Origin of the sequence: Microbispora sp. H10830 (assembly GCF_014161375.1) — a bacterium.
Taxonomy (GTDB): domain Bacteria; phylum Actinomycetota; class Actinomycetes; order Streptosporangiales; family Streptosporangiaceae; genus Microbispora; species Microbispora catharanthi.
Genome location: NZ_JABBWX010000011.1, coordinates 267603 through 286735, shown reverse-complemented (window position 1 = coordinate 286735; position 19133 = coordinate 267603). Strand labels below are relative to the sequence as shown.

Annotated in this window: 26 protein-coding genes and 2 tRNA genes; 15 read left to right on the top strand and 13 right to left on the bottom strand. The window is 67.2% G+C overall.

Annotated elements, in window-relative coordinates:
* The first annotated feature begins 191 nt into the window (after positions 1–191).
* The 7 genes from HHX35_RS27300 (at position 192) to HHX35_RS27270 (ending at position 3345) form a co-directional block, all read left to right on the top strand.
* On the top strand, positions 192–386 hold the full coding sequence (locus HHX35_RS27300) for a DUF1918 domain-containing protein (protein ID WP_139576418.1): 195 nt from the start codon (positions 192–194) through the stop codon (positions 384–386).
* Between the two features lie 10 nt (positions 387–396).
* Entirely contained in the window at positions 397–804 is a 408-nt protein-coding gene (locus HHX35_RS27295; protein WP_182901560.1) for a YjbQ family protein, read from the top strand.
* 142 nt (positions 805–946) lie between these two features.
* Complete coding sequence (locus tag HHX35_RS27290; protein WP_030505660.1) at positions 947–1375, top strand: DUF3052 domain-containing protein; 429 nt, start codon at positions 947–949, stop codon at positions 1373–1375.
* Between the two features lie 73 nt (positions 1376–1448).
* Positions 1449–1904, top strand: coding sequence for a peroxiredoxin (locus HHX35_RS27285; RefSeq protein WP_182901559.1), 456 nt, complete (start codon positions 1449–1451; stop codon positions 1902–1904).
* A gap of 71 nt (positions 1905–1975) precedes the next feature.
* Positions 1976–2302, top strand: a complete 327-nt coding sequence (locus HHX35_RS27280) for a hypothetical protein (RefSeq protein ID WP_182901558.1) — start codon at positions 1976–1978, stop codon at positions 2300–2302.
* Positions 2299–3255 (top strand): ROK family protein, encoded by a 957-nt coding sequence (locus HHX35_RS27275; protein WP_182901557.1) that lies wholly within the window; start codon positions 2299–2301, stop codon positions 3253–3255. Before HHX35_RS27280 ends, HHX35_RS27275 begins: the two co-directional genes overlap by 4 nt.
* A gap of 15 nt (positions 3256–3270) precedes the next feature.
* A tRNA-Val gene (locus HHX35_RS27270) sits at positions 3271–3345 on the top strand.
* A gap of 56 nt (positions 3346–3401) precedes the next feature.
* Here HHX35_RS27270 and HHX35_RS27265 read toward each other — a convergent pair.
* The 3 genes from HHX35_RS27265 to HHX35_RS27255 are packed head-to-tail and all read right to left on the bottom strand — an operon-like array spanning position 3402 to position 6192.
* Positions 3402–4559: a site-specific integrase gene (locus HHX35_RS27265; protein WP_182901556.1), complete on the bottom strand. Its 1158-nt coding sequence runs from the start codon at positions 4557–4559 to the stop codon at positions 3402–3404.
* Entirely contained in the window at positions 4556–4762 is a 207-nt protein-coding gene (locus HHX35_RS27260) for a helix-turn-helix domain-containing protein (protein WP_182901555.1), read from the bottom strand. The genes HHX35_RS27265 and HHX35_RS27260 overlap by 4 nt, the downstream gene beginning before the upstream one ends.
* Positions 4759–6192, bottom strand: a complete 1434-nt coding sequence (locus HHX35_RS27255) for a replication initiator (protein WP_259405428.1) — start codon at positions 6190–6192, stop codon at positions 4759–4761. The genes HHX35_RS27260 and HHX35_RS27255 overlap by 4 nt, the downstream gene beginning before the upstream one ends.
* A gap of 86 nt (positions 6193–6278) precedes the next feature.
* On the opposite strand from HHX35_RS27255, the gene HHX35_RS27250 reads away from it, so the two are divergent.
* Complete coding sequence (locus HHX35_RS27250; protein ID WP_182901553.1) at positions 6279–6605, top strand: transposase; 327 nt, start codon at positions 6279–6281, stop codon at positions 6603–6605.
* Positions 6602–7516 (top strand): IS3 family transposase, encoded by a 915-nt coding sequence (locus HHX35_RS27245; RefSeq protein WP_182901552.1) that lies wholly within the window; start codon positions 6602–6604, stop codon positions 7514–7516. The genes HHX35_RS27250 and HHX35_RS27245 overlap by 4 nt, the downstream gene beginning before the upstream one ends.
* Positions 7517–7991: 475 nt before the next feature.
* On the opposite strand, the gene HHX35_RS27240 is transcribed toward HHX35_RS27245, so the two are convergent.
* Entirely contained in the window at positions 7992–9050 is a 1059-nt protein-coding gene (locus tag HHX35_RS27240) for a helix-turn-helix transcriptional regulator (RefSeq protein WP_310739332.1), read from the bottom strand.
* A 260-nt stretch (positions 9051–9310) separates the two neighbouring features.
* Here HHX35_RS27240 and HHX35_RS27235 point away from each other — a divergent pair, with 260 nt between their 5' ends.
* The 3 genes from HHX35_RS27235 (at position 9311) to HHX35_RS27225 (ending at position 10816) form a co-directional block, all read left to right on the top strand.
* A complete protein-coding gene (locus tag HHX35_RS27235; protein ID WP_182901551.1) occupies positions 9311–10027 on the top strand; it encodes a hypothetical protein in 717 nt (238 codons plus the stop codon).
* 170 nt (positions 10028–10197) lie between these two features.
* Positions 10198–10401 carry a hypothetical protein gene (locus tag HHX35_RS27230; protein ID WP_182901550.1) on the top strand — a complete coding sequence of 68 codons (204 nt, stop codon included), beginning with the start codon at positions 10198–10200 and terminating at the stop codon, positions 10399–10401.
* 1 nt (position 10402) lies between these two features.
* Positions 10403–10816, top strand: a complete 414-nt coding sequence (locus HHX35_RS27225) for a type II toxin-antitoxin system VapC family toxin (RefSeq protein WP_182901549.1) — start codon at positions 10403–10405, stop codon at positions 10814–10816.
* Positions 10817–11052: 236 nt separating this feature from the next.
* Here HHX35_RS27225 and HHX35_RS43820 read toward each other — a convergent pair whose 3' ends face one another.
* Positions 11053–11178 carry a hypothetical protein gene (locus HHX35_RS43820; protein WP_259405427.1) on the bottom strand — a complete coding sequence of 42 codons (126 nt, stop codon included), beginning with the start codon at positions 11176–11178 and terminating at the stop codon, positions 11053–11055.
* 267 nt (positions 11179–11445) lie between these two features.
* On the opposite strand from HHX35_RS43820, the gene HHX35_RS27220 reads away from it, so the two are divergent.
* Complete coding sequence (locus HHX35_RS27220; RefSeq protein ID WP_182901548.1) at positions 11446–11838, top strand: AQJ64_40280 family protein; 393 nt, start codon at positions 11446–11448, stop codon at positions 11836–11838.
* Between the two features lie 801 nt (positions 11839–12639).
* Here the strand turns inward: HHX35_RS27220 and HHX35_RS27215 are convergent.
* The 4 genes from HHX35_RS27215 to HHX35_RS27200 all read right to left on the bottom strand — a co-directional run bounded on the left by HHX35_RS27215 (position 12640) and on the right by HHX35_RS27200 (position 14999).
* Positions 12640–13101 carry a hypothetical protein gene (locus HHX35_RS27215; protein WP_182901547.1) on the bottom strand — a complete coding sequence of 154 codons (462 nt, stop codon included), beginning with the start codon at positions 13099–13101 and terminating at the stop codon, positions 12640–12642.
* Between the two features lie 31 nt (positions 13102–13132).
* A complete protein-coding gene (locus HHX35_RS27210; RefSeq protein WP_182901546.1) occupies positions 13133–13747 on the bottom strand; it encodes a hypothetical protein in 615 nt (204 codons plus the stop codon).
* A gap of 552 nt (positions 13748–14299) precedes the next feature.
* Complete coding sequence (locus tag HHX35_RS27205) at positions 14300–14629, bottom strand: helix-turn-helix domain-containing protein (protein WP_142618018.1); 330 nt, start codon at positions 14627–14629, stop codon at positions 14300–14302.
* Positions 14613–14999 carry a type II toxin-antitoxin system RelE/ParE family toxin gene (locus HHX35_RS27200; protein ID WP_142618016.1) on the bottom strand — a complete coding sequence of 129 codons (387 nt, stop codon included), beginning with the start codon at positions 14997–14999 and terminating at the stop codon, positions 14613–14615. Before HHX35_RS27200 ends, HHX35_RS27205 begins: the two co-directional genes overlap by 17 nt.
* Before the next feature lie 214 nt (positions 15000–15213).
* On the opposite strand from HHX35_RS27200, the gene HHX35_RS27195 reads away from it, so the two are divergent.
* Positions 15214–15294: transfer RNA gene (locus HHX35_RS27195), tRNA-Val, on the top strand.
* Positions 15295–15342: 48 nt separating this feature from the next.
* Here HHX35_RS27195 and HHX35_RS27190 read toward each other — a convergent pair.
* Positions 15343–15894, bottom strand: coding sequence for a site-specific integrase (locus tag HHX35_RS27190; protein ID WP_182901545.1), 552 nt, complete (start codon positions 15892–15894; stop codon positions 15343–15345).
* 442 nt (positions 15895–16336) lie between these two features.
* Positions 16337–16741: a helix-turn-helix domain-containing protein gene (locus HHX35_RS27185; protein ID WP_068897377.1), complete on the bottom strand. Its 405-nt coding sequence runs from the start codon at positions 16739–16741 to the stop codon at positions 16337–16339.
* Between the two features lie 144 nt (positions 16742–16885).
* Between HHX35_RS27185 and HHX35_RS27180 the strand changes: the two genes are divergently transcribed.
* Positions 16886–17758, top strand: coding sequence for an SDR family oxidoreductase (locus HHX35_RS27180; RefSeq protein WP_259405426.1), 873 nt, complete (start codon positions 16886–16888; stop codon positions 17756–17758).
* A gap of 28 nt (positions 17759–17786) precedes the next feature.
* Here HHX35_RS27180 and HHX35_RS27175 read toward each other — a convergent pair whose 3' ends face one another.
* Positions 17787–18389 carry an IS630 family transposase gene (locus HHX35_RS27175; protein WP_182901544.1) on the bottom strand — a complete coding sequence of 201 codons (603 nt, stop codon included), beginning with the start codon at positions 18387–18389 and terminating at the stop codon, positions 17787–17789.
* Complete coding sequence (locus tag HHX35_RS27170; RefSeq protein ID WP_182901543.1) at positions 18314–18853, bottom strand: winged helix-turn-helix domain-containing protein; 540 nt, start codon at positions 18851–18853, stop codon at positions 18314–18316. The genes HHX35_RS27175 and HHX35_RS27170 overlap by 76 nt, the downstream gene beginning before the upstream one ends.
* Between the last annotated feature and the right edge of the window lie 280 nt (positions 18854–19133).

Genomic DNA, 19133 nt, shown 5'->3' with positions numbered 1-19133 from the left:
TCTTGGGGACCTTCCGCCTCGCCTGTCTCCACGTCTCCGGCACGTTTCCGGGGGTGCGCGGGCGGGGCCGGGGCGGCGTGCCGGCCACGTAACGTTTTGGTATGAGTTGTCCCTTCCTCTGAGGAGAGGGGGGTTTCTCCTCTTTCCAGGTGGCGATAGCCGTACCAGGCTCTGGAGAGAGGGGGATCGAGATGCACGCAACGGTAGGGGACCGGCTGGTGGTGCACGGTGCCGTCGTGGGCGACCACGAGAAGCACGGTGTGATCGTCGAGGTCCGCGGTCCAGAGGGCGGCCCGCCGTTCCTGGTGAGGTACGAGGACGGGCACGAAGCGCTCGTCTTCCCCGGTCCGGACGCTGTCGTCCTTCCAGCTCAGCGCGAATCGTAATATCGCGGATGTGAAATCGACGGTGATCGAGGTGCGGACCGGCGCGCGCGAGCGCGTGCACGACATAACGAAGGAGTGCGCCGATTTCGCGCGCGAGTGCGGGGGAGACGGGCTGCTGCACGTCTTCGTTCCGCACGCGACGGCGGGCGTGGCGCTGCTGGAGCTCGGCTCCGGCAGCGACGAGGACCTGCTGGCCGCTCTGGGGGACCTGCTGCCGGCGGACGACCGGTGGCGGCATGCGCACGGCTCTCGTGGGCACGGAAGGTCGCATGTCATGCCCGCCTTCATTCCGCCGTACGCGACCGTTCCCGTCCTCAAGGGCGGGCTGGCGCTGGGGACCTGGCAGTCGGTCGCCTTGATCGACCTCAACGTCGACAACCCTGACAGGCGTGTTCGTTTGTCGTTTTTGACCGATTAAGAGATAACGGTGCGGGTCACCCGCCGTGGCGACCGTTGACGACGGCGGGTCGCAGCGTGTGGACTGTGCCGAAGCATGGCTCTCAACGAGCCGGGACAACCGCAAGACATGGGCGGGGTCACCCCAAGCAGGAGGGATAAACGTGAGCGCGACCGCGGGTCAGGCGCAGGACGAACGCGGCCTGGCCGAACGACTCGGCCTCAAAGCCGGTCAGGTGGTGCAGGAGGTCGGCTGGGACGAGGACTGCGACGAGGCGCTGCGCCAGTCCATCGAGGAGCTGACCGGCAACGAGCTGGTGGACGAGGACTACGAGGACGTCGTCGACGTGGTGCTGCTCTGGTGGCGTGACGGCGACGGCGACCTCTTCGACGCGCTGAGCGACGCGATGACCGCACTCGCCGACGGAGGCCAGATCTGGCTGCTGACCCCCAAGGCGGGGCGCGAGGGCCACGTGGAGCCCAGCGACATCGGTGAGGACGCGGCGACCGCCGGGCTGTCGCAGACGAGCAGCGTGAGCGCCGCCAGGGACTGGTCGGGCACGAGGCTCGTCGCCCCGAAGGCTCGCCGCTGAGTATTGCCCTGCCGTACGGCCCGGGGATGCCGTACGGCAGGATGATGGGCGGACACCTGGGGAGGGACTGCTCATGGCGATAGAGGTCGGGCAGCAGGCTCCGGATTTCGCACTCAAGGACCAGCACGGCGTTCCCGTGCGCCTCTCCGACCTGCGGGGCAAGACGGTCATGCTCGTCTTCTATCCCCTGTCCTTCAGCCCCGTCTGCCACGGCGAGCTCGCGGCCATCCGCGACGAGCTCGCCGACTCCCTGTCTCCGCATGTCCAGGTGCTGGCGGTGTCGGTCGACTCGATGTTCAGCCAGCGCGCCTGGGCCGACCAGGAGGGCTTCTCTTTTCCTCTGTTGTCGGATTTCTGGCCCCATGGTGAGGTCGCCCGGGCGTACGGTGTCCTCGATGAGGACAGGGGACTCGCGCTCCGGGGCACGTTCATCATCGACGGCGAAGGCGTCGTGCGCTGGAAGGTCGTCAACCCGATCGGTTCCGCACGCGATCTCGACGAGTACCGGAAGGCGCTCGCGGAAATCTGATCGTTTCATTGCCCGCCCCCGGGCACTGACATATTCGACTCCGACTCCGACTCGCCCCATTGGAGGCCACGATGCCCTGCTACAGGTGCGGGGCCCGGCAGACCGATCCCGTCCGCGGCGCCAGCCCATGGAAGCGCGCGGTGCGCCGCGAGGCGCAGGTCCTCGTCTGCCCGGACTGCCAGCGTGTGCACGACCTCGATCTCGACACGTGCGCCTCGTGCGGCTCGATCGCGCTGATCTGCCGCCTGGGGGAGATCGAGTGCCGCTCCTGCGGCGAGGTGCGGCTCGCCCGTGCCGGTGAGCCGCTCGTCACGGCCGGCTCGCCGGGTTCCGGTCGCATGCCCGGCCTCGCCGCGGAGGTGGAGGCGGCCCTCGACCGCGTCCTGGGCCGCTCGTGACCTACGTCGTCGCCCTGGATGTGGGGGGCACCTCCATGAAGGGCGGCCTGGTCACCCGCGACGGCGAAGTCACCGTCCTCGCCGGGCGCCCCACGGGCCGCGAACACGGTCCGGACGCGGTGGTGGAGGCCGTGCGCGCCTACGTCGGCGAGATCGCCGACCTCGGCCGCTCCCGGTACGGCGTCGAGCCCGCCGGGGTGGGCCTGGCCGTCCCGGGCATCGTCACCGCGTCCACCGCCGTCTACTCGGCCAACATCGGCTGGCGCGACGTGCCCGCCGAGGCGTTCACGCCGCCCGGCGTCCCGGCGCGGCTCGGCCACGACGTCCGCACGGGCGGCCTGGCCGAGAGCGTCTTCGGCGCGGGCCGCGACGTCGCCGACTTCCTCTTCCTGCCCATCGGCACCGGCATCGCGGGCGCGGTGGTGCTCCGCGGCGAGCCGTACGGCGGCGCGCACGGCTGGGGCGGCGAGATCGGGCACGCGTCCGTCTGGCCGGCGGGGGAGAAGTGCGCCTGCGGGCAGATCGGCTGCCTGGAGACCTACGCCTCCGCCTCGGCCGTGGCCCGCCGCTTCACGGCGCGCTCCGGCCGTACGGCGACCGCGAAGGAGGTCGTCGAGCTCGCGGTCGCGGGAGACGCGGTGGCCGCCGAGGTGTTCGGCGAGGCGATCGAAGCCCTGGCCATCGCCCTCGCGTCGTACGTGCTCGTGCTCGACCCGGCCCTGATCGTTATCGGCGGCGGCCTGGCGGAGGCCGGTGCGGCCCTGTTCGAGCCGTTGCGGGAACGGCTGGCCGGCCGGTTGACCTTCCGGGAGCCCCCGCCCGTACGCCCGGCCGCCCTGGGCCCCCGGGCGGGCATGCTGGGGGCGGCCCTCCTCGGCTGGCAGGCGGCGGGAGACGACGACGCGGGCGCCGACTGGTCACTCGATGTGCTGAGAGGCGGGTCGGTGTCGTAAGGTGTAGTCCGGTCCGGGCGGTTAGCTCAGCGGTAGAGCACTCGCCTTACAAGCGAGGGGTCACTGGTTCGAACCCAGTACCGCCCACCAGGTGAAACGGCGTGTTGTCGATCTTGTTTTCGCGGACCGAGTGACTATCTGAGTGACTACGCCTCGAAGAGGCTGTCCATCTTCTCAGCGCCCTGCATGAGCACAGGGCGGATCTGCTTGCGGTAGACGGTCTCGGTGACCACGGTGTTCCGATGGCCGACGAGACGGGAGATGTCCTCGATCGGAACGCCGGAGTCCGACAGCAGCGAGACGAAGCTGTGCCGCATCTCGCGTGGAGACCAGTCCTTGCCAGGGAGATCGGCGTCGTCGAGGATCTTGCGGAAGTCGCGTCGTACGTTGTGCGCGGTGAGTGCTGTGCCGTTCTTGGTGCGGAAGACGAGATCGAACTCGGTTGAGGCCTGCTTGTCGGCCAGGGCGTGAAGAGCGTCGACGCAGAGCCGGGGCAGCTTGAGGGATCGGCGGGACTTGACGGTCTTGGTGTCGCCCTTCTGCCGGACCGAGCGCCAGACGTGGATGGCGAACTCCTCGTGGCCCCAGCCGGCCTCGGCGACAGGCAACCACGCCTGCCGCTTCTCGTCGTAGGCGACGACGTGTGACCAGGTGAGCGCGCGAAGCTCCTCGGTCCGAGCGCCGATCAGCAGCGAGAGCACGATGTACGCACGCATGCGCGGCGTGGCCTTGGCCGTCTCGTCGAGGATGGCCTGAGCCTGCGCCAGGGTGAGCGCCTTGGAGGGACGACCGGCGCGCCCTTCGGGGATCTCGCAGAGGTCGACGACGTTTCGTTTAACCTTGTCGCGGCGCATGGCGCTCTTGACCGCGCGGTTCAGGATGCCGTGGATCAGCTTGAGTGATCGTGTGCTGAGCTCTCCTTTCTTGCTGGCCAGCCAGGAGTCCACGTCCTCCACGGACAGGTCACGCAGCTTGCGCGCGCCGAGCGCCGGGAGGACGTGGGTCTCCGCGAATGTCGCGTACATCCGGACCGTGCTGGGGGACCGGCCGCCCAGGCCGTGAGCGAGCCAGTAGGTCACGGCGTCGCTCACGGTGTAGTTGGTTGGGGCGATGGCCAGCCCGTCCTCGTGGTCGCGGATGATCTCTTTGAGTTTGGCCTTGGCTTCGGTCTTGGTCTTGCCGCTGGCCTTCTTCACGATGCGTTTCCCCGCAGGGGAGTAGCCCAGGGTCACCGAGGCGATCCAGCGTTGCCGCTGTTCGTCCCAGTGCAGGCCGCAGTCTCCTTTGCTGCGTCGGGCGGTCATGATGCCTTCCTTGCCTCCTTCTCCAGTAGCCGGATGTAGTCGTCGATGGCCGAGGCCGGGATGAGCCGGGTACGGCCCTGGCGGACGGAGCGAAGCCGCCTCGAGCGGATGAGTTCGTAGATGACGCTGCGACTGAGGCTGAGCAGGCGCATCGCGTCAGGGATGCGGTAGAGCCGCCGATCGGCGGATGGGGGTGGGGTCATCCGCCCTCGCGCTCTGCCCTGATGGCGCGGGCGGTCTGGACGCGCTGGCGGATGCGTTCGGCCATGATCGCCTCGCCAGGCGTGTGGCCGATCCCGGCCAGGCGCCAGTGGCCAAGGACGAGCGTGGTCGCGTCGCCGAGGTCGGGCAGCCCGTGGCGTTCGCGTGCTTCGGCGGCTCGGTGCTGGGCGCGAGCGCCGCGCAGGTCGCCGAGCTTGAGGGAGTAGGCGCGGCTCTTGCTGGAGAAGTGACCCCGGAAGCCGAGCATGTGCGCCCATGGCCGCAGGCGCAGGGCGGCGAACTCCGGGCGTCCGCCGAGGTCCCAGCAGGTGCGGATCATGCGCAGGGCGTGGTCTGTGACCGGCAGTGCGTCCAGGTGGAGCCCGGGTTTGAGGCCGGTTCCGTGGCAGCGCCCGCAGGTAGCGGTCAGGGCGAGCCGCCCACGACCGCCGCAGGCCGGGCACGACACGCGGTGATCGACGGTGCCGGAGGCTTCCGCACCCTTGGTGGCGTACTTGGCGATGTAGCCGGCCACCGCCCGTTCGCTGACTCCTTCCGCCTTCTCCTCAAGGAGGATGGGCCGGATGTCGAGCTGGTCGCCCCAGGTCAGCTCCCACTGTCCGAGTTCGCTTTCGGGTGAGGAGAGACGGACACGGGCGACCGCAGGTGGGACCGCCCGTACGAGCAGGTCGTGATCGGCCCATACGGGAGGGGGTTCAAGGGCTCCTGCTGGGCCGTCGAGACGAATGACCGCGTGGAAGTGGACCAGGCCGCGCCGCTGATACTCGGCAACCTTGGCGAACGAGACGCGCACCTCCTTGCCGAAGGCACGGCGGCTCATTCCCATCTGTGCGGCCAGCTCTTGCCGCATGGCCAGGGTGAAGCGGTGCCACAACGCGCCCGCGTGTGCCTGCCAGAGGACGGCCCCGATGTAGTCGTAGCAGTCCGGGCAGATGGGCTGTCCGAGCCGGTCATCTCGTGGTTCGTGCCGGGCATGACAGCCGACCGGCCGCCCGTGCTCGCACACCTTGTCACGCCTCCGGGGACGGCAGGCACTTCCGTCCCGGTGGGAGTGGACCGGGCCGAAGGACGGCGCGGTCAGCGTGACGAAGGCCCGCGGATGGGAGCTGACCGTCTCCGGGACTCCCTTGCCGCCCGACAGGCCAGCGCGGATCAGGTGGAAGGTGTCTGCCAGGTAGACCTCCGAGCAGGCCGGGCACACCGAGGCGCGCCGGTTGCCGCAGGCGATGAGCAGGCGACCGCCCGGCTCGTCGGCTGTGGTGTAGCTGTGCAGGACCTCGCCGGTGCCCGCGTCCACGATGGCCGACTCGCCGGCCAGGTGGATCGGGTGAGAACAGCCGCCTGTCGCGGCCACCATCGAGCGCCACCGGTCATAGCCGGGTGCGTTGATGACCCGAACGAGGTCGGTCATCCAATCGTGTTCGTCGTTCGCGCTCATGATCGGTACTGGCTCTCCCCTCGTAGCGTGGAGACCTGACCTAAGGAGAAGGTTGGGTCGTGGGAGAGACCAGACGCAGGTTCGATCCGGAGTTCCGGGCGGGTGCGGTGCGCATCGTCCGTGAGACGGGTAAGTCGATCGCCCAGGTCGCAAGGGACCTGGGAATCAACTCGGGCACGCTGGCCAACTGGGTGCAAATGGACCGGCTGGCCCGAGAGCAGGACAGCGGTTCCGGCGGAGAGTTGGCCGAGTCCGAGCGTGAAGAACTCGCGCGGCTGCGCAGGCAAAAGGCCGAGTGGGCCAAGGAACGCGCTGAGCTGGAGATGGAGCGTGATGTCCTCAAGCGCTCCGTGGTCCTCTGGGTCAAGGAAGCGACGGGCCGGTGAGCGTGGCGGCCTTCATCGCTTCCCAGAAGACCGAGCATGACGTTCCCCATGTGCTGACCTGCCGGGTCTTGGGTGTCTCGCAAGCCTGGTTCTACAAGTGGCGCGATCGGGCGCCGACCGCCCGCCGGCAGCGGCAAGACCGGTTGGATGAGGCGATCGCGGCACGGTTCACCGCCTCCGCCGGGACTTACGGGTCCCCGCGAATCGCCCGGGATCTGCACCAGGACGGCTGGCGGGTCTCGGTCAACACCGTGGCGGCGCGGATGGCCGAACTCGGTCTGGTCGCCCGCGAGCGCCGCAAACCCCGAGGGCTGACCAGGGCGGGGAAACGGGCCGCGGCGCCGGATCTGGTGCGACGGCAATTCACCGCGATAGCGCCGGACGTGCTGTGGTGCGGCGACGTCACCGAAATCCCCACCGGCGAAGGCAAGCTGTATTTGGCGACAGTGGAAGACCTGTTCTCTCGCCGGATGCTCGGCTATGCCATGTCCACCCACCACGACGCGGCCCTGACCATCGCTGCGCTGCAGATGGCGGCCGTCACCCGCGGCGGCACCATCGAGGGAGTGATCTTTCACAGCGACCGCGGCAGCGAATACACCGCCGCCCGTTTCCAGGCCGCTTGCCGGCACTGGGGCGTGGTGCAATCCATGGGCCGGGTGGGCTGCGCCCTGGACAACGCCGCGGCCGAGTCGTTCAACTCCACCCTCAAAGTCGAGTTCGTGCGCCGGCACCGCTTCGCCACCCGGGACCAGGCACGGATGAAGATCGCCATCTGGATCGCCGACTTCTACAACCCGCGCCGGCGCCATAGCGCCGCCGACGGCCTACCCCCGATCGAGTACGAGCAACGGATCATGGCCGCCCGAGCGACCGCCACGGCGGGGGCTCACGAAGCCATCGCCGCATAGAAACGTCTCCACGGTTTCAGGGGATTGCCACCACCGTTGGGTCCGTGGCGACTTACGCCCGGACCACCAGCGGTAGCATCGGCCATCTGTCCAGACAACCAGTTCGACCCACACAGACACAAGGGCGAGCCCATACCCCTCGTGAACATCAGTCCGGATTCCGAGAGCCGCCAATTCGTCGGTCAATCGTTCAGCGGCTCGTGATGGCGTTGTGGGTGTTTTACCTCGTGCGTGAATGGGACGGAATCCCGCCATGGTCGGGTGCATGGTGCAACGCTATGAGCAGGCGCAACAGGCCCGGAAGTGTGATTTCGTGTCACTTCCTGATGCCTGTAAGTGGAAGTGACACGGCCGGTGTCACAAGTCAGTATTCGAGTCGCACAAAGTCAGCGAGATCGCGCATGTCGTCGGTGAGGGCGCGCCGCTTGCCGATAATTCCCTGGAGGATGTCTCGGGCGTATCGCTGGTTGGTCATCTATTCCGGGGCGTCATGCCGGACGCCTCGCAGGATGTCGAAGGCTTCGCTGTGCCGGTGCATCCGGCGGTGCGCCTCGGCCACGTCGAGGAGATGACGGTTCCGGTTGTTGGAGGTTGGCCGCAGGTCCGTAACCGGGATCGTCTGCGAGAGCTGGAGGACCTTGTCCGGCCGATCCTCGATCATGGCGTTCTCCACGCGCTTCATCGCCACGGTGATCGGGCCAAAGGCGCGCAAGAAGTCCTCGTCCGGCGTCAGGTCGCGCCCCATCGCGACGGCTGCGGTTCGCGCAAGGCGGATTGTGTCATCTGCTTCGCCGGGCCGGTTGTCGCGGATGGCGGCTGCCGAGGAGCGAAGCAGGAGCCATCCCCAGGCGGATAACTGGTGTGGCGTCGCACGAGAGATCCGGGGCTCCACGTCGTCAGCCCACTGTGTCGCCATCTGGCGGGCTTCGTTGAGCCGCCCCTGGCGCAGGAGAAGCCAGCAATGGGTGCCGACTGTCGCCGCCGCGTCCAAGGGGTCGTTCATGTCGTCCATGGCCCGCGACAGCGCGAACTCGGCTTCGTCGAACTGACGCGTCTGGGTCATCAGCCAGCCGACAAGGTGCAGCAGTCTGCCTCGTACGTGGCGCGCTGACAGGTCCGCCTCTACCAGCGCATCGGCGTCCCGAAGCATCACCGGCAGCATGGCCGCGATCTGCGAATAGCGGTCCTGCTTCCACAGCGGCATCGACGCTTCCAGGGCTGAGCCCAGTCCTTCTCGGGTCGGCGCCTCTAAGAGCGGACCTTCGAGGCCATACAGCGCCCGCCGTACCGGCCCCCACAGGTCGAGAGTCTGCTCGTCGGCCGGCTCTGCGTCGTGCCGCATCATCAGCGAGGTCGTCGGCACCTTGAGGGCCACCACTATTTTGCGCAGCGTTTCCAGCCGCACGTCTCTCCGGGCGTCCTGCTCAAGCTTGCGGATGAGCGAGGCGGACACGCCGGCAAGGTTGGCGAGGCCCTGCTGAGTCAGGCCCCGGCGCTTCCGGACGCTGCGGATGCGTTCGCCTATCGTCGCCACGAATCCATGCTAAAGACAGCCCGCTCAAGCGTGGCGTGATCACCAAACCTACCCATACACAAGCTGTGGCGAGGCGGGCAGCAGAGGCAGGTGGGGCGCATGCCACCCCGCCGATACGACCTGTATCCACAGGATGAAATGCCGAGTTCCGTCTCTTGAAGGCGACGAAAATATGCCCATCTCATAGCTACTCGGTCTCTCTTCTGCCCTCATATCGTACGTTCAGCCGATACCTCCGTTTCTCCTGGCGAGGGGTGCGAATGGGACGCAGGGCATGGGTTGAGCGCTGGTTCGACGCGTGGTTTCAAGATCGGGTCGAACGTCAACTTGACGCACGGGTGGATGCGCGGCTCCAGGTGTGGGCCGACACCTACCTCAAAAATCAACTCGACGCTCACTTCGAGAGTAGATTCGACGAGCAATTCGGCGCCTGGGCTGACACCCATCTGAAGAGTCTCCTCGATGGCTACTTCACTGTTATGGCTACGGACTTCGTGGAGCACAAGTTCGACATCCGCTTCTTCACTTGGGCTGATACCTGGGCCGACGCGAAACTCAAGCCACGCCTCGATTCCCACTTCGATAGCCGGCTCAAGGAGCGACTCGACACTCATATTCAAGCGCGCGTCGCCAACCGCATCAGCCATCACATTGACCGTCGCATCGCAGAATGGCTTCACGCGACGCGGACCAAGCCGCCTGAGAGGACAGAACCCGGCGTAGACGACGCCCAGACGCCAGCGCCCGCGGAATTGGAGCCGGCGGCAACTCTGGTTACAGCGGCGGAGTTGGCAAGCCTCCTGAGGAAGGCGCATATCAGAGCAGCTCACGTGCGGAGGCTTCTGAGGGGGAACGAGGCAAGCAGCGGCCGGCCACACCGGTACCGGCTGGGCGATGCGGCCGCATCGATACTGCTCCGCAAGGCAAAGCCTGTGAAGGGGAACGAGCGCAGGCACCTTCGGCGGCAGGACCCGTGACAGTGCTGCCGAAACTTCTGCATGAGGCGGAGCCCCGTCCGTGATTCTGGGACTGCTGTTACGCCGCTCTCCTCCCCACCTCGTGTCGGCCCCGCCCCCAACGATCTTTCGGTGGCCGGGTTACGCCCGATGCTCGTGCCCTCGTCACGCTGCAGACCTAGACTGAGGGCATGAGCGTCATGCGCGAGGAACTGCACTACCTCGTGGACCAGTTGCCGGAGTCGGAGCTACGCCCGGCTCTGGAGTTGATTCGCGGCCGTCTGGACGAGCCTGCCCCGGTGGAGCGTGACCTTCCGTTCTTCGCGTCGTTCGAGGCCGAGCCGGACCTCGCCGAACGCCACGAGGAGATCCTGCGCTCCGAGATGGGCCGCTGACGTGCTCCTGTGCGACACCGGCGTCCTTCTCGCTGCTGGCAACGCCAAGGACGAGCACCACCAGGCCTGTCTCAAGCTGCTGCGCCAGGCGGAGGGGCCGTTGCTTGTGCCGTCGCCGGTGATGGGAGAGGTCGGCTACCTCTTGGAATCGCGTGTCGGCCCGCAGGCTGAGGTCACGTTCCTGAAGTCTTTCGGCGGCAACGGGTTCCACGTGGCTGAGTTGGAGGACGAGGATCTTCCTCGGATGGCGGAACTCGTCGAGAGGTACGTCGATCTTCCTCTCGGATTGGTGGACGCTGCCGTCATCGCGATCGCGGAGCGTCTGGGGCTGAGGGAGGTCGCGACAGTCGACCACCGGCACTTCCGGATCGTGCGTCCACGCCACGTCGAGGCCTTCACGCTGTTGCCCGGCTGATCACGGACGCTGCCGCCTGAGTGACTATCTGGGTGACAATCGCGGTGGACGAGGCCGGACGGCGGTGGACAACGGGGGACCGTAGGCCCAGGTCAGGGCGGGTAGCGGTGCTGGTCCCGCCCGTTCCTGGGTTGACTTACAAGCGAGGGGTCACTGGTTCGAACCCAGTACCGCCCACCAGCAATAACAAGCCCCGTAGCGATCACGCCACGGGGCTTCGTGCCATCAACGTGCCATTAGCTTTGGATCTTGGCTGTTTTGATCTTGCGATTCATCGCGTCGGCGATGCCCTTGTCCGCCTCCGCCGTGCGGTGCTGGTAGATCATCGCGGCGCGCACACTGTCATGGCCCATGCGTGCCATCAGGTCGCGGAGTGAAGCGCCGGCACTGGCCGCGATCGTGTTCCCGGTGTTCCTTGGCTCGGGAGCGCGTTGGCGATGACGGCTTAGCCGTGCCCGCCGGGTCCGTCTTCGAGGCGCTTCTCCTCCGCTCTCCGACGGGTGGCGCAGCGCGGGTGTCGATCGCGCCGGGGACGCCCAGGGCTGCACGTTCCGCTCGCCGGCGCTGAGCGGACGGGACAAGGGCAGGACTGCGAAAATGGCCGTACCTGACAGAAGATCGGAGCCGGGATGGACATGCGCGCAGAGGTGGAGTGGGTGGACTCACGGGAGAGGCTGCCGGGGGACGGAATGCCTGTGGCCGCCGCGATCACGGGCCGTTTCGTGTCCGACGATGCGGACGAGCTCGATCTGAACGCCGGGCAGGATTTCTGGCTGGTGAGGCCGATGTACTTCACCACCCGTCACTTCGATGAGGACGGGCGTGAGCACCACGACTGCTTCGTCGACTCTGACGGGGTCGTCCGTTTGCCCTACGGCCGGGACCGTGACGACCCACAGGAGTGCGACGATCCGATCACTCACTGGGCCGAGCTGCCCACTCTGCCGGGCACGACCGTGCATTACCTGGTGGGCGAGGAAGCGAGGACCGCTCGCGAGAACGCCCTGGGCAAGGGGATATAACGGCGTTTATGGCGCGCTCGCGATCACATGAGTCCCGCCAGCATGGCGTCGGCACCACCATTCCGGAACGCGCCGACCAGGTCCGCGACCCGGCTGCGCAAAGGCCGCCGAGGCAGGCGGCCACTCGCCTGGCGGCAGCTGCACCGTACAGGGATCGAGGTGGCGGCTGCACGGTTGCCCGGCTGATGCGCGCACTCGTCCTGCACGGCGCGTCTGCCTGAAGCTACTTGGCCATCCAAGGCTCGGCTCGGGCCGTACCCGCTGGTGCCGAGGACGGTAGAGCTGGGTCCGGAGGGCGAACCACGCTTGGGAGTCATTGGCGATCGGCTGGGCCGCGCTGGGCACCCGTACGTACACTGGCGGCATGAGCGCGCAACCGCAGGAGTTCACCCCTGAAGGTCCTCTTCCGGAGAAGAATCTGCGTGCCATCCGTAGAGCGTTGGTCGTACCCCAGGACCGAGAAGGGCCCGATCCTGTCGCCCAAGAATAGATCGCGGCCCTGCCAGACGATGCCTTGCGGTATCTGGCCGGAGTACTGGACCTGATTGAGTTTGAGCCCTGGGCCGGTGGACCGCAGTCGCCAAGCAAGCTCGACGGCAATATGAGGGTCATGCCGTTTGGGGAGCGCGGGCTGGTGACCTATCTCGTATTGGAGCCCCAGCGCGAGGTGTATATCGTTCGCGTGCAGTGGATCTAATCGTCCGGCTGCTTTCAAGCATGGCAGCACTGGGCGACTATCCGGGTGACAATCGCGATGGACGTGCCCGGACGGCGGTGGACGATGATGGACGTATGCCCAGGTCAGGGCAGGTGGCGGTGCTGGTCCTGCCCTTCCTGGGTTGATTTACAAGCGAGGGGGCATTGGTTCGAACCCAGTACCGCCCACCTGCGAAAAGAGTCCCGTTCCGATCTTCGAAACGAGGCTTCGTGCCATTGACGTGTCAATATCTTGGATCTTGGCACTTTGGTCTTGCGGTTCATCGCGTCGGCGATGCCCTTGTCCGCCTCCGCCGTGCGGTGCTGGTATGCGCAGCAGTTCGCGGGTGTCGGGGTCGAAGAACATGAGCGTGTGCTCTTCGATCCGGACGGTGGCGCGCCGGCCGCCAGGATCTCGGCGGCGAGCACGATGGGCCCCGCGAGGCTGACCGTGCCGGCTCGGCTGACGGTCCGGTCCACCTCCACCGTGGTGCCCGGCTCGGCGGCCGGCAACGGCGCCGGCCCACCCCCCCGCTCGCGGGCGAGTTTGGCCAGGCCGGCGGCCAAGCCTTCAGCTGGGCCTACGCTGCCCGGTTTTTCACGACGCAGCGGTAAGTGCCGATTCGGAGGTGTCGGTATCTGTCGCCTGGTCGGCGGATTCCGGCCGTTGGACGCGTCGGCTGATCGCTGAGGCGAGCACGACCGAGGCCAGCAGCAGCGGTGTGGTGAACGCGACGAAGCCGAGGACGCGTCTGATCGCTGTAGCCACGCCAGCCAATGCGATCACGGCGGGATGGGTGCGGGGCCAGTCCAGCAGCAAGGCCCATATGCCGATGTTCTCGACGTAGTCGAGGACGGTCATGGCAACTGTCGGCACCAGGACCGGCCACCATCGGTCGCCATAGCGGCGGGCCAGCAGTGCCGTTGCCACCACAAGCAGCGCGGCGAGGGCGGCCGGATATGCCAGGTCGAGCAGTTGCTGGTGCAAGTACGCGGTGCGGCCGGCAGGGCCGCATGCGGTCAGCATGGCCCGGGCCTCCTGCAGGGTCCACCAGCTGCGGACGTCCAAGGGCGGCAAATCGGCGCAGGCGCGGCTCACCGCCGCGAGGGAGCCGGCCGAGCCACCGAACATGAGCCCAGCCAGTGGGAGGTAGACGGCTGCCGGCACAGCGAGGTGGCGAGGACGGACGAAGGAGATGATTGAGCGCAGCACGGGGGTCGCCATCACTTCAGTTAGTGCTGTTCATCCGCTGGATCACCGATCGCGACGCATCGCCCGCCAATCGTCGCTGACCGGCCGTCATCCAACACAGCTGCCGACGGTACGCCAGGAACGGCAGCGCCGGCAGACCGCGGTCTATTGCCGCGGAGCGTGAGCGTCGCCTCGTTCGGAACAGTCAGGACTGCCAAACATCCGGGCGTTTCGCGGCGCTCGTGGACCGGCCGCGCTGAGTGACTATCTGGGTGACAATCGCCAGGGACGGGCCCGGACGGCGGTGGACGACGGACCGTACGCCCAAGTCGGGGCGGGTGCCGGTGCTGGTCCCGTCCCTTCCTGGGTTGACTTACAAGCGAGGAATTACTGGTTCGAACCCAGTACCGCCCACCAGCGAAAAGAGCCCCGCCTTCCGACAAGGGAAAGCGGGGCTGGCGCCATTGAATCGACGTGCCACTGCCTTTGACTCTCGACTTCCGGGCATCGGTGACCAGTCCGAAATCTCGAAGCCGCGGGAGGGGATGGCTGGTGGCCTGTGGAGGCGGCGGTTCAGGCGACCTTGACGGAATGAGAGCCGACGCTGATCGTCACCTGAAGGTGTCCTCCCAGGGCGTTCGCGTAGGCGCGAAGGGTTTCTATCTCCATAACCTCAGGATCGCCGTTCTCGATTTGGGAAACACGGGATTGCGAGATGCCCAGGGCAGCGGCAATATCGGCCTGAGTCTTCCCTAGTGCCTTACGCAGTTCCTTCAGGTGATGTCCGGCCACGTACGCATCCAGCTCAGCGTCGGCTGCGGCCTGCCGGGCAGGATCGGCCAGCTCCGGATGGCGGCGGTGCGCCTCCGCCTTGACTTCGCGCCAGCTACGAGCAGGGCTCATCTCGGTCTTCCTTCGCCATGTCTGCGCGGTATTGGGCGTAGCGGTGCTTGGCCAGAGGGATTGCCTCGTGGTACCAGCGCGACCATCGTCCAGCCTTGTCTCCGGCTACTAGAAGGATCGCTTCCCTGTCTGGGTCGAAGACGAACACGATCCTGATCTCTGAGCGGCCTCGGGAGCCGGGGCGCAACTCCTTCAAATTGTTCAGGTCGTCGTCTTCTAAGGTGTCCACGAGCGGACGGCCCAAAGCCGGGCCGACCTCGGCCAGCCGGTCGATGGCCCGTTCGACCAAGGTCGCGGTATGAGGGTCGGTCTCGCAGAGCTTGAGGAACCAGTCCTCAACCGGTTCGAGCAGTACGACGTTCCAGGCCACACCTCGGAATATAACCTCTGGCTTCTACCGCTGTCAGGCTACTGCACGGGTTCCCTGCGCTGCCGACCAGGGCTGGCGAGTGAGGCTTGCCGAGAGAGCCTCGTGCGCTTCTCGGTACGGGCTTCGCCGATAGCGACAGGTGACTATCTGGGTGACAATCGCCGTGGACGAGCCCGGACGGCAGTGGACGACGATGGATCGTACGCCCAGGTCGGGGCGGTGGCGGTGCTGGTCCCGACTCTTCCTGGCTTGACTTACAAGCGAGGGGTCACTGGTTCGAACCCAGTACCGCCCATCAGCAATAACAAGCCCCGTAGCGATCACGCCACGGGGCTTCGTGCCATTACCGTGCCATCAGCTTTGGACCTTGGCCCTTTTGATCTTGCGATTCTTCGCGTCCGAGATGCCCTTGTCCGCCTCCGCCGTGCGGCTGGTAGATCATCGCGGCGCGTACGCTGCCATGGCCCATGCGGGCCATCAGGTCGCGGAGGGAAGCGCCGGCACTGGCCGCGATCGTGTTCCCGGTGTGGCCAAGATCGTGGAAGTGGAGCCCGGGGACGCCGATCTTCTTGGTCGTCTCACTCCACTTGACCGCCCGGTGGAAGTTGCTGCGTCGCAGGATGCCGCCGTTCGCCCCGGTGAAGACGAGCGCGACCGGTTCTGGCTCGGTGAACGGGTCGAGGCGCTGACGCAGCGCCGGAATGATCGCCTCCGGGATCGCCCCCGTTCGCAGACCGCCATGGGACTTGGGCGGCCCGACGAGGAGTTCGCCCGTGTCCAACTCGACATGCTGTTGCCGAACGCTGACGGTCCCGGCCTTCAGGTCCAGGTCCATCCGCCGCAGTGCCGCGACCTCGCCCCACCGCAGACTCGCGAAGGTGGCGAGCAGGATCAAGGCGGTGGCGCACCGCGCCGCCGCACCCCCGCGCCGTCCTCCCCACGCTGCGCGTGCGGCCTGGGAGCCGTTCTCGCGCGGGGGACGCGCGGACCGCCGCGCGCCCGCCGCGCCGCACCAAGGCACTGCGCCGACCGCCAGCACGCCACCGCGGCTCACTGCCCCCGTAGCTCTGTTGACCCTGATGGTCACCGCGGCATCCACACCTTCCATCTCCTGGGTGTCGAGCGCGGAATACGAAGCCGTATGTCACCCTGACGCGCGTAACGAAGAATGGGACCCTAAACGCAGCGGAGAGTGGAACCGGCCATTCGACATCCACAGGAGAATAGAGCTACTTGTGGTTGAACTCGTGATGTCGCCGGGTGGCTTAGGTGGGTCTGATTGTCGGGCCGGTCTCGGCGAGGCGGCCGTCTATGACCAGACCGCTGGCCGCCGCTGATTACCTGGTGCGCTCAGTGCGGTCGTCGTACTCTTCGCGGGCGGTGATGACTTCTTCGATGTGCAGCACGGACCACTCCGTGAGCGCCTTCAGCGGTTCCCGTAGCGTCTGGCCGAGCGCGGTCAGCTCATACTCCACGTGCGGCGGCACCTCTGGGTAGACGGTCCGGCTGACCAGCCCGTCGCGTTCGAGGGTGCGCAGCGTCTGAGTGAGCATCTTCTCGCTCACGCCCGCCAGCGCCTGCCGGAGATGACCGAACCGGGAGGTCCCGTTCCGGCCGAGTTCGCCCAGCACGAGGACCGCCCACTTGCTGCCGATCTGGTCGAGCAGGTCCCGCGACGGGCAGCCGCGCTCGTACGGATCGAATGACGGCATGGGCCCGGTCGCATTCTCGACAGCAGCCATACGGCTCACCTCAATGCTTTCGCTGCGGTAAGTACCCTACCAAGAAGTGGCTACTCCCCAACAGAGAGTGTTCAGGTCATTCTGTGTTCCATCCCGCGGCGGACGGACCGCGGCAGGCGTGCGAGGCACGCGCGGAAGGAAGGAATGACCATCATGCCGATCGTCGTCACTGGAGCCACCGGCCAGCTGGGCAGGCTCACCGTCGAGGCACTGCTGCGGCGCGGGATCCCGGCCGCGGACATCATCGCGACCGGCCGGGACATCGCCGGGATCAAGGATTTGGCCGACCGAGGCATCACGGTACGCCGCGCCGACTTCGCGGACACGAACGGCCTGGCCCAGGCATTCGCGGGGGCGGACAGGCTGCTGCTGATCTCGGCCTCGGTCCCCGTGGGCGAGCGGGTCGCCAACCACCGCCGCGTGATCGACGCCGCGGCATCCGCAGGCGTGTCGCTAGTGGCGTACACGAGCACGACGCACGCGGACACGGCCACCACCGTCATCGGTGCCACGCACAGCGAGACCGAGGCGTATCTGCGGGACCGCGGAATCCCCAGCGTGCTGCTGCGCAACGGCTGGTACTTGGAGAACTACACCAGCCAACTGCCGCAGATCCTGCAGAACGGCGCGGTCGTCGGCGCCGCAGGCGAGGGGCGGATCAGCGCCGCGTCCCGCGCCGACTACGCCGAGGCCGCAGCGGTCGTCCTCACCACTGAAGGCCACACCGGCGCCGTGTACGAGCTCGGCGGCGACGAATCCTTCACCCTGACTGAGCTCGCCGCCGCGATCTCCGCTGCGGCCGGAAAGCAGGTTACCTACGCTGACCTCCCGGTGGCCGACTTCGCCCAGGTACTGGACGCCGCGGGCCTACCCGCCGAGCTGGCGGAGGTCCTCGCTGACGCTGACCGCGGTATGAACCGCGGCGAGATGTACACCGACTCTGGCGACTTGCGCCGCCTGATCGGCCGCCCGCCCGTGACCCTGGCCGAGGCACTCGCGGCCGCCCTGCATTACTGAGGTTGAACTCGTGATGTGGCCGGGTTGCTCAGGTAGGTCTGATTGCCAGGCCGGTCTCGGCGAGGCAGCCGTCTATGAGTTCGCTGCGGTACTGGATGTGCCGTAGGCCGCGCCGGATGCGCTGGACGAGGTGTTCAGGGGTACTGAAGGCGACGTTGGAGAGCCAGCCGCGTCGCAGGAGGGACCAGATCCCCTCGACTGGGTTGAGGTCGGGTGCGTAGGGCGGCAGATAGTAGATGGTCAGCCAGTCCCGGGCCTCGGCGAACTTTTGCAGGTCGGCGGCCTTGTGGACGTTGAGGTTGTCCCAGACGAGAACGATCGGGCCACCGAGCTGCTGGTGTGCTGCGATCAACAGGTCCCGGTAGTCGCGCCAGGAGAAGCTCTTGCGCCCATCGCGACGGCCGTCGTCATGGCGGGGCCGGTAGATGAGCCTGGAGCGGCGACCGGGTTTGTAGCAGGTCAGCGCGGCGATGGAGATCCGTCTGCGGGAGCGGCCGCGGACCCGCACCACCGGGGTCCGGCCGCGCTGTGACCAGGTCTTCGCGTGCGGCGGCGTCATGGAGAATCCGGCTTCGTCCTCGAAGACGAGCCGGGCTCCACGGGCCGCCGCGAGTCTTCCGCGCAGGGCCACACCTCCTTGACCCACCCGGCCACCACCCCGTCGTCCCGCTCCATGGCCCGTCGGGCCGGGACCTGCCAGGACCAGCCGTTACGCGCCAGCAGTTTCCGCACGCCCTGGATCGTGTAGGCCATGTGAAAGCGCCGACCGATCACCGTCTTGATCCGCGCCAGTGTCCAGCGCTGGTCCTCCCAGCCGTGCGCGGTCGGCCCCTTGGCCAGCTCCGCCTCCAACTGCGCGAACTGCTCCTGGCTCAGCCTCGGCAGCGATGCCGGCCCCTGCGACCGCAGGGCCCGCGGACCGCCCTGCTCCCACTTCTGCCGCCACCGTTGTACCGAGCGGACGTTGACGCGCAGGGCCTTGGCGATGACCGAGCTCGCCTCGCCCTGGGCGAACCGCTCGGCCGCCTTGAGCCGTAACTCCTCGCGGAACTGCTGCCGTTCGGCAGTCAGCCCGCCTCCTTGTGGATATCGCATGCTCCGGTGATACCGCACGGACGACGAGCCATCAGCCCCTACGACACCACGAGTTCAACCTCAGTAACCAGGCATGGGGCGATCAAGATGCGAAACATCGTTCTCTGCAGGACGATCCCTTGACCTGTGGCCAGTTCATTGCGCCTCCGGCGGGGGCCTCAGCTCCGGGATGATCGCGACGAGCACGAGCCGGGTCCGTAGTGGCTGAGGTGGGCCTGATAGTCCCGCCTGCCCCGACCCAGGCAGAGCCCAGCAGCCCGACTCCTCCAGTTCAAGCCCG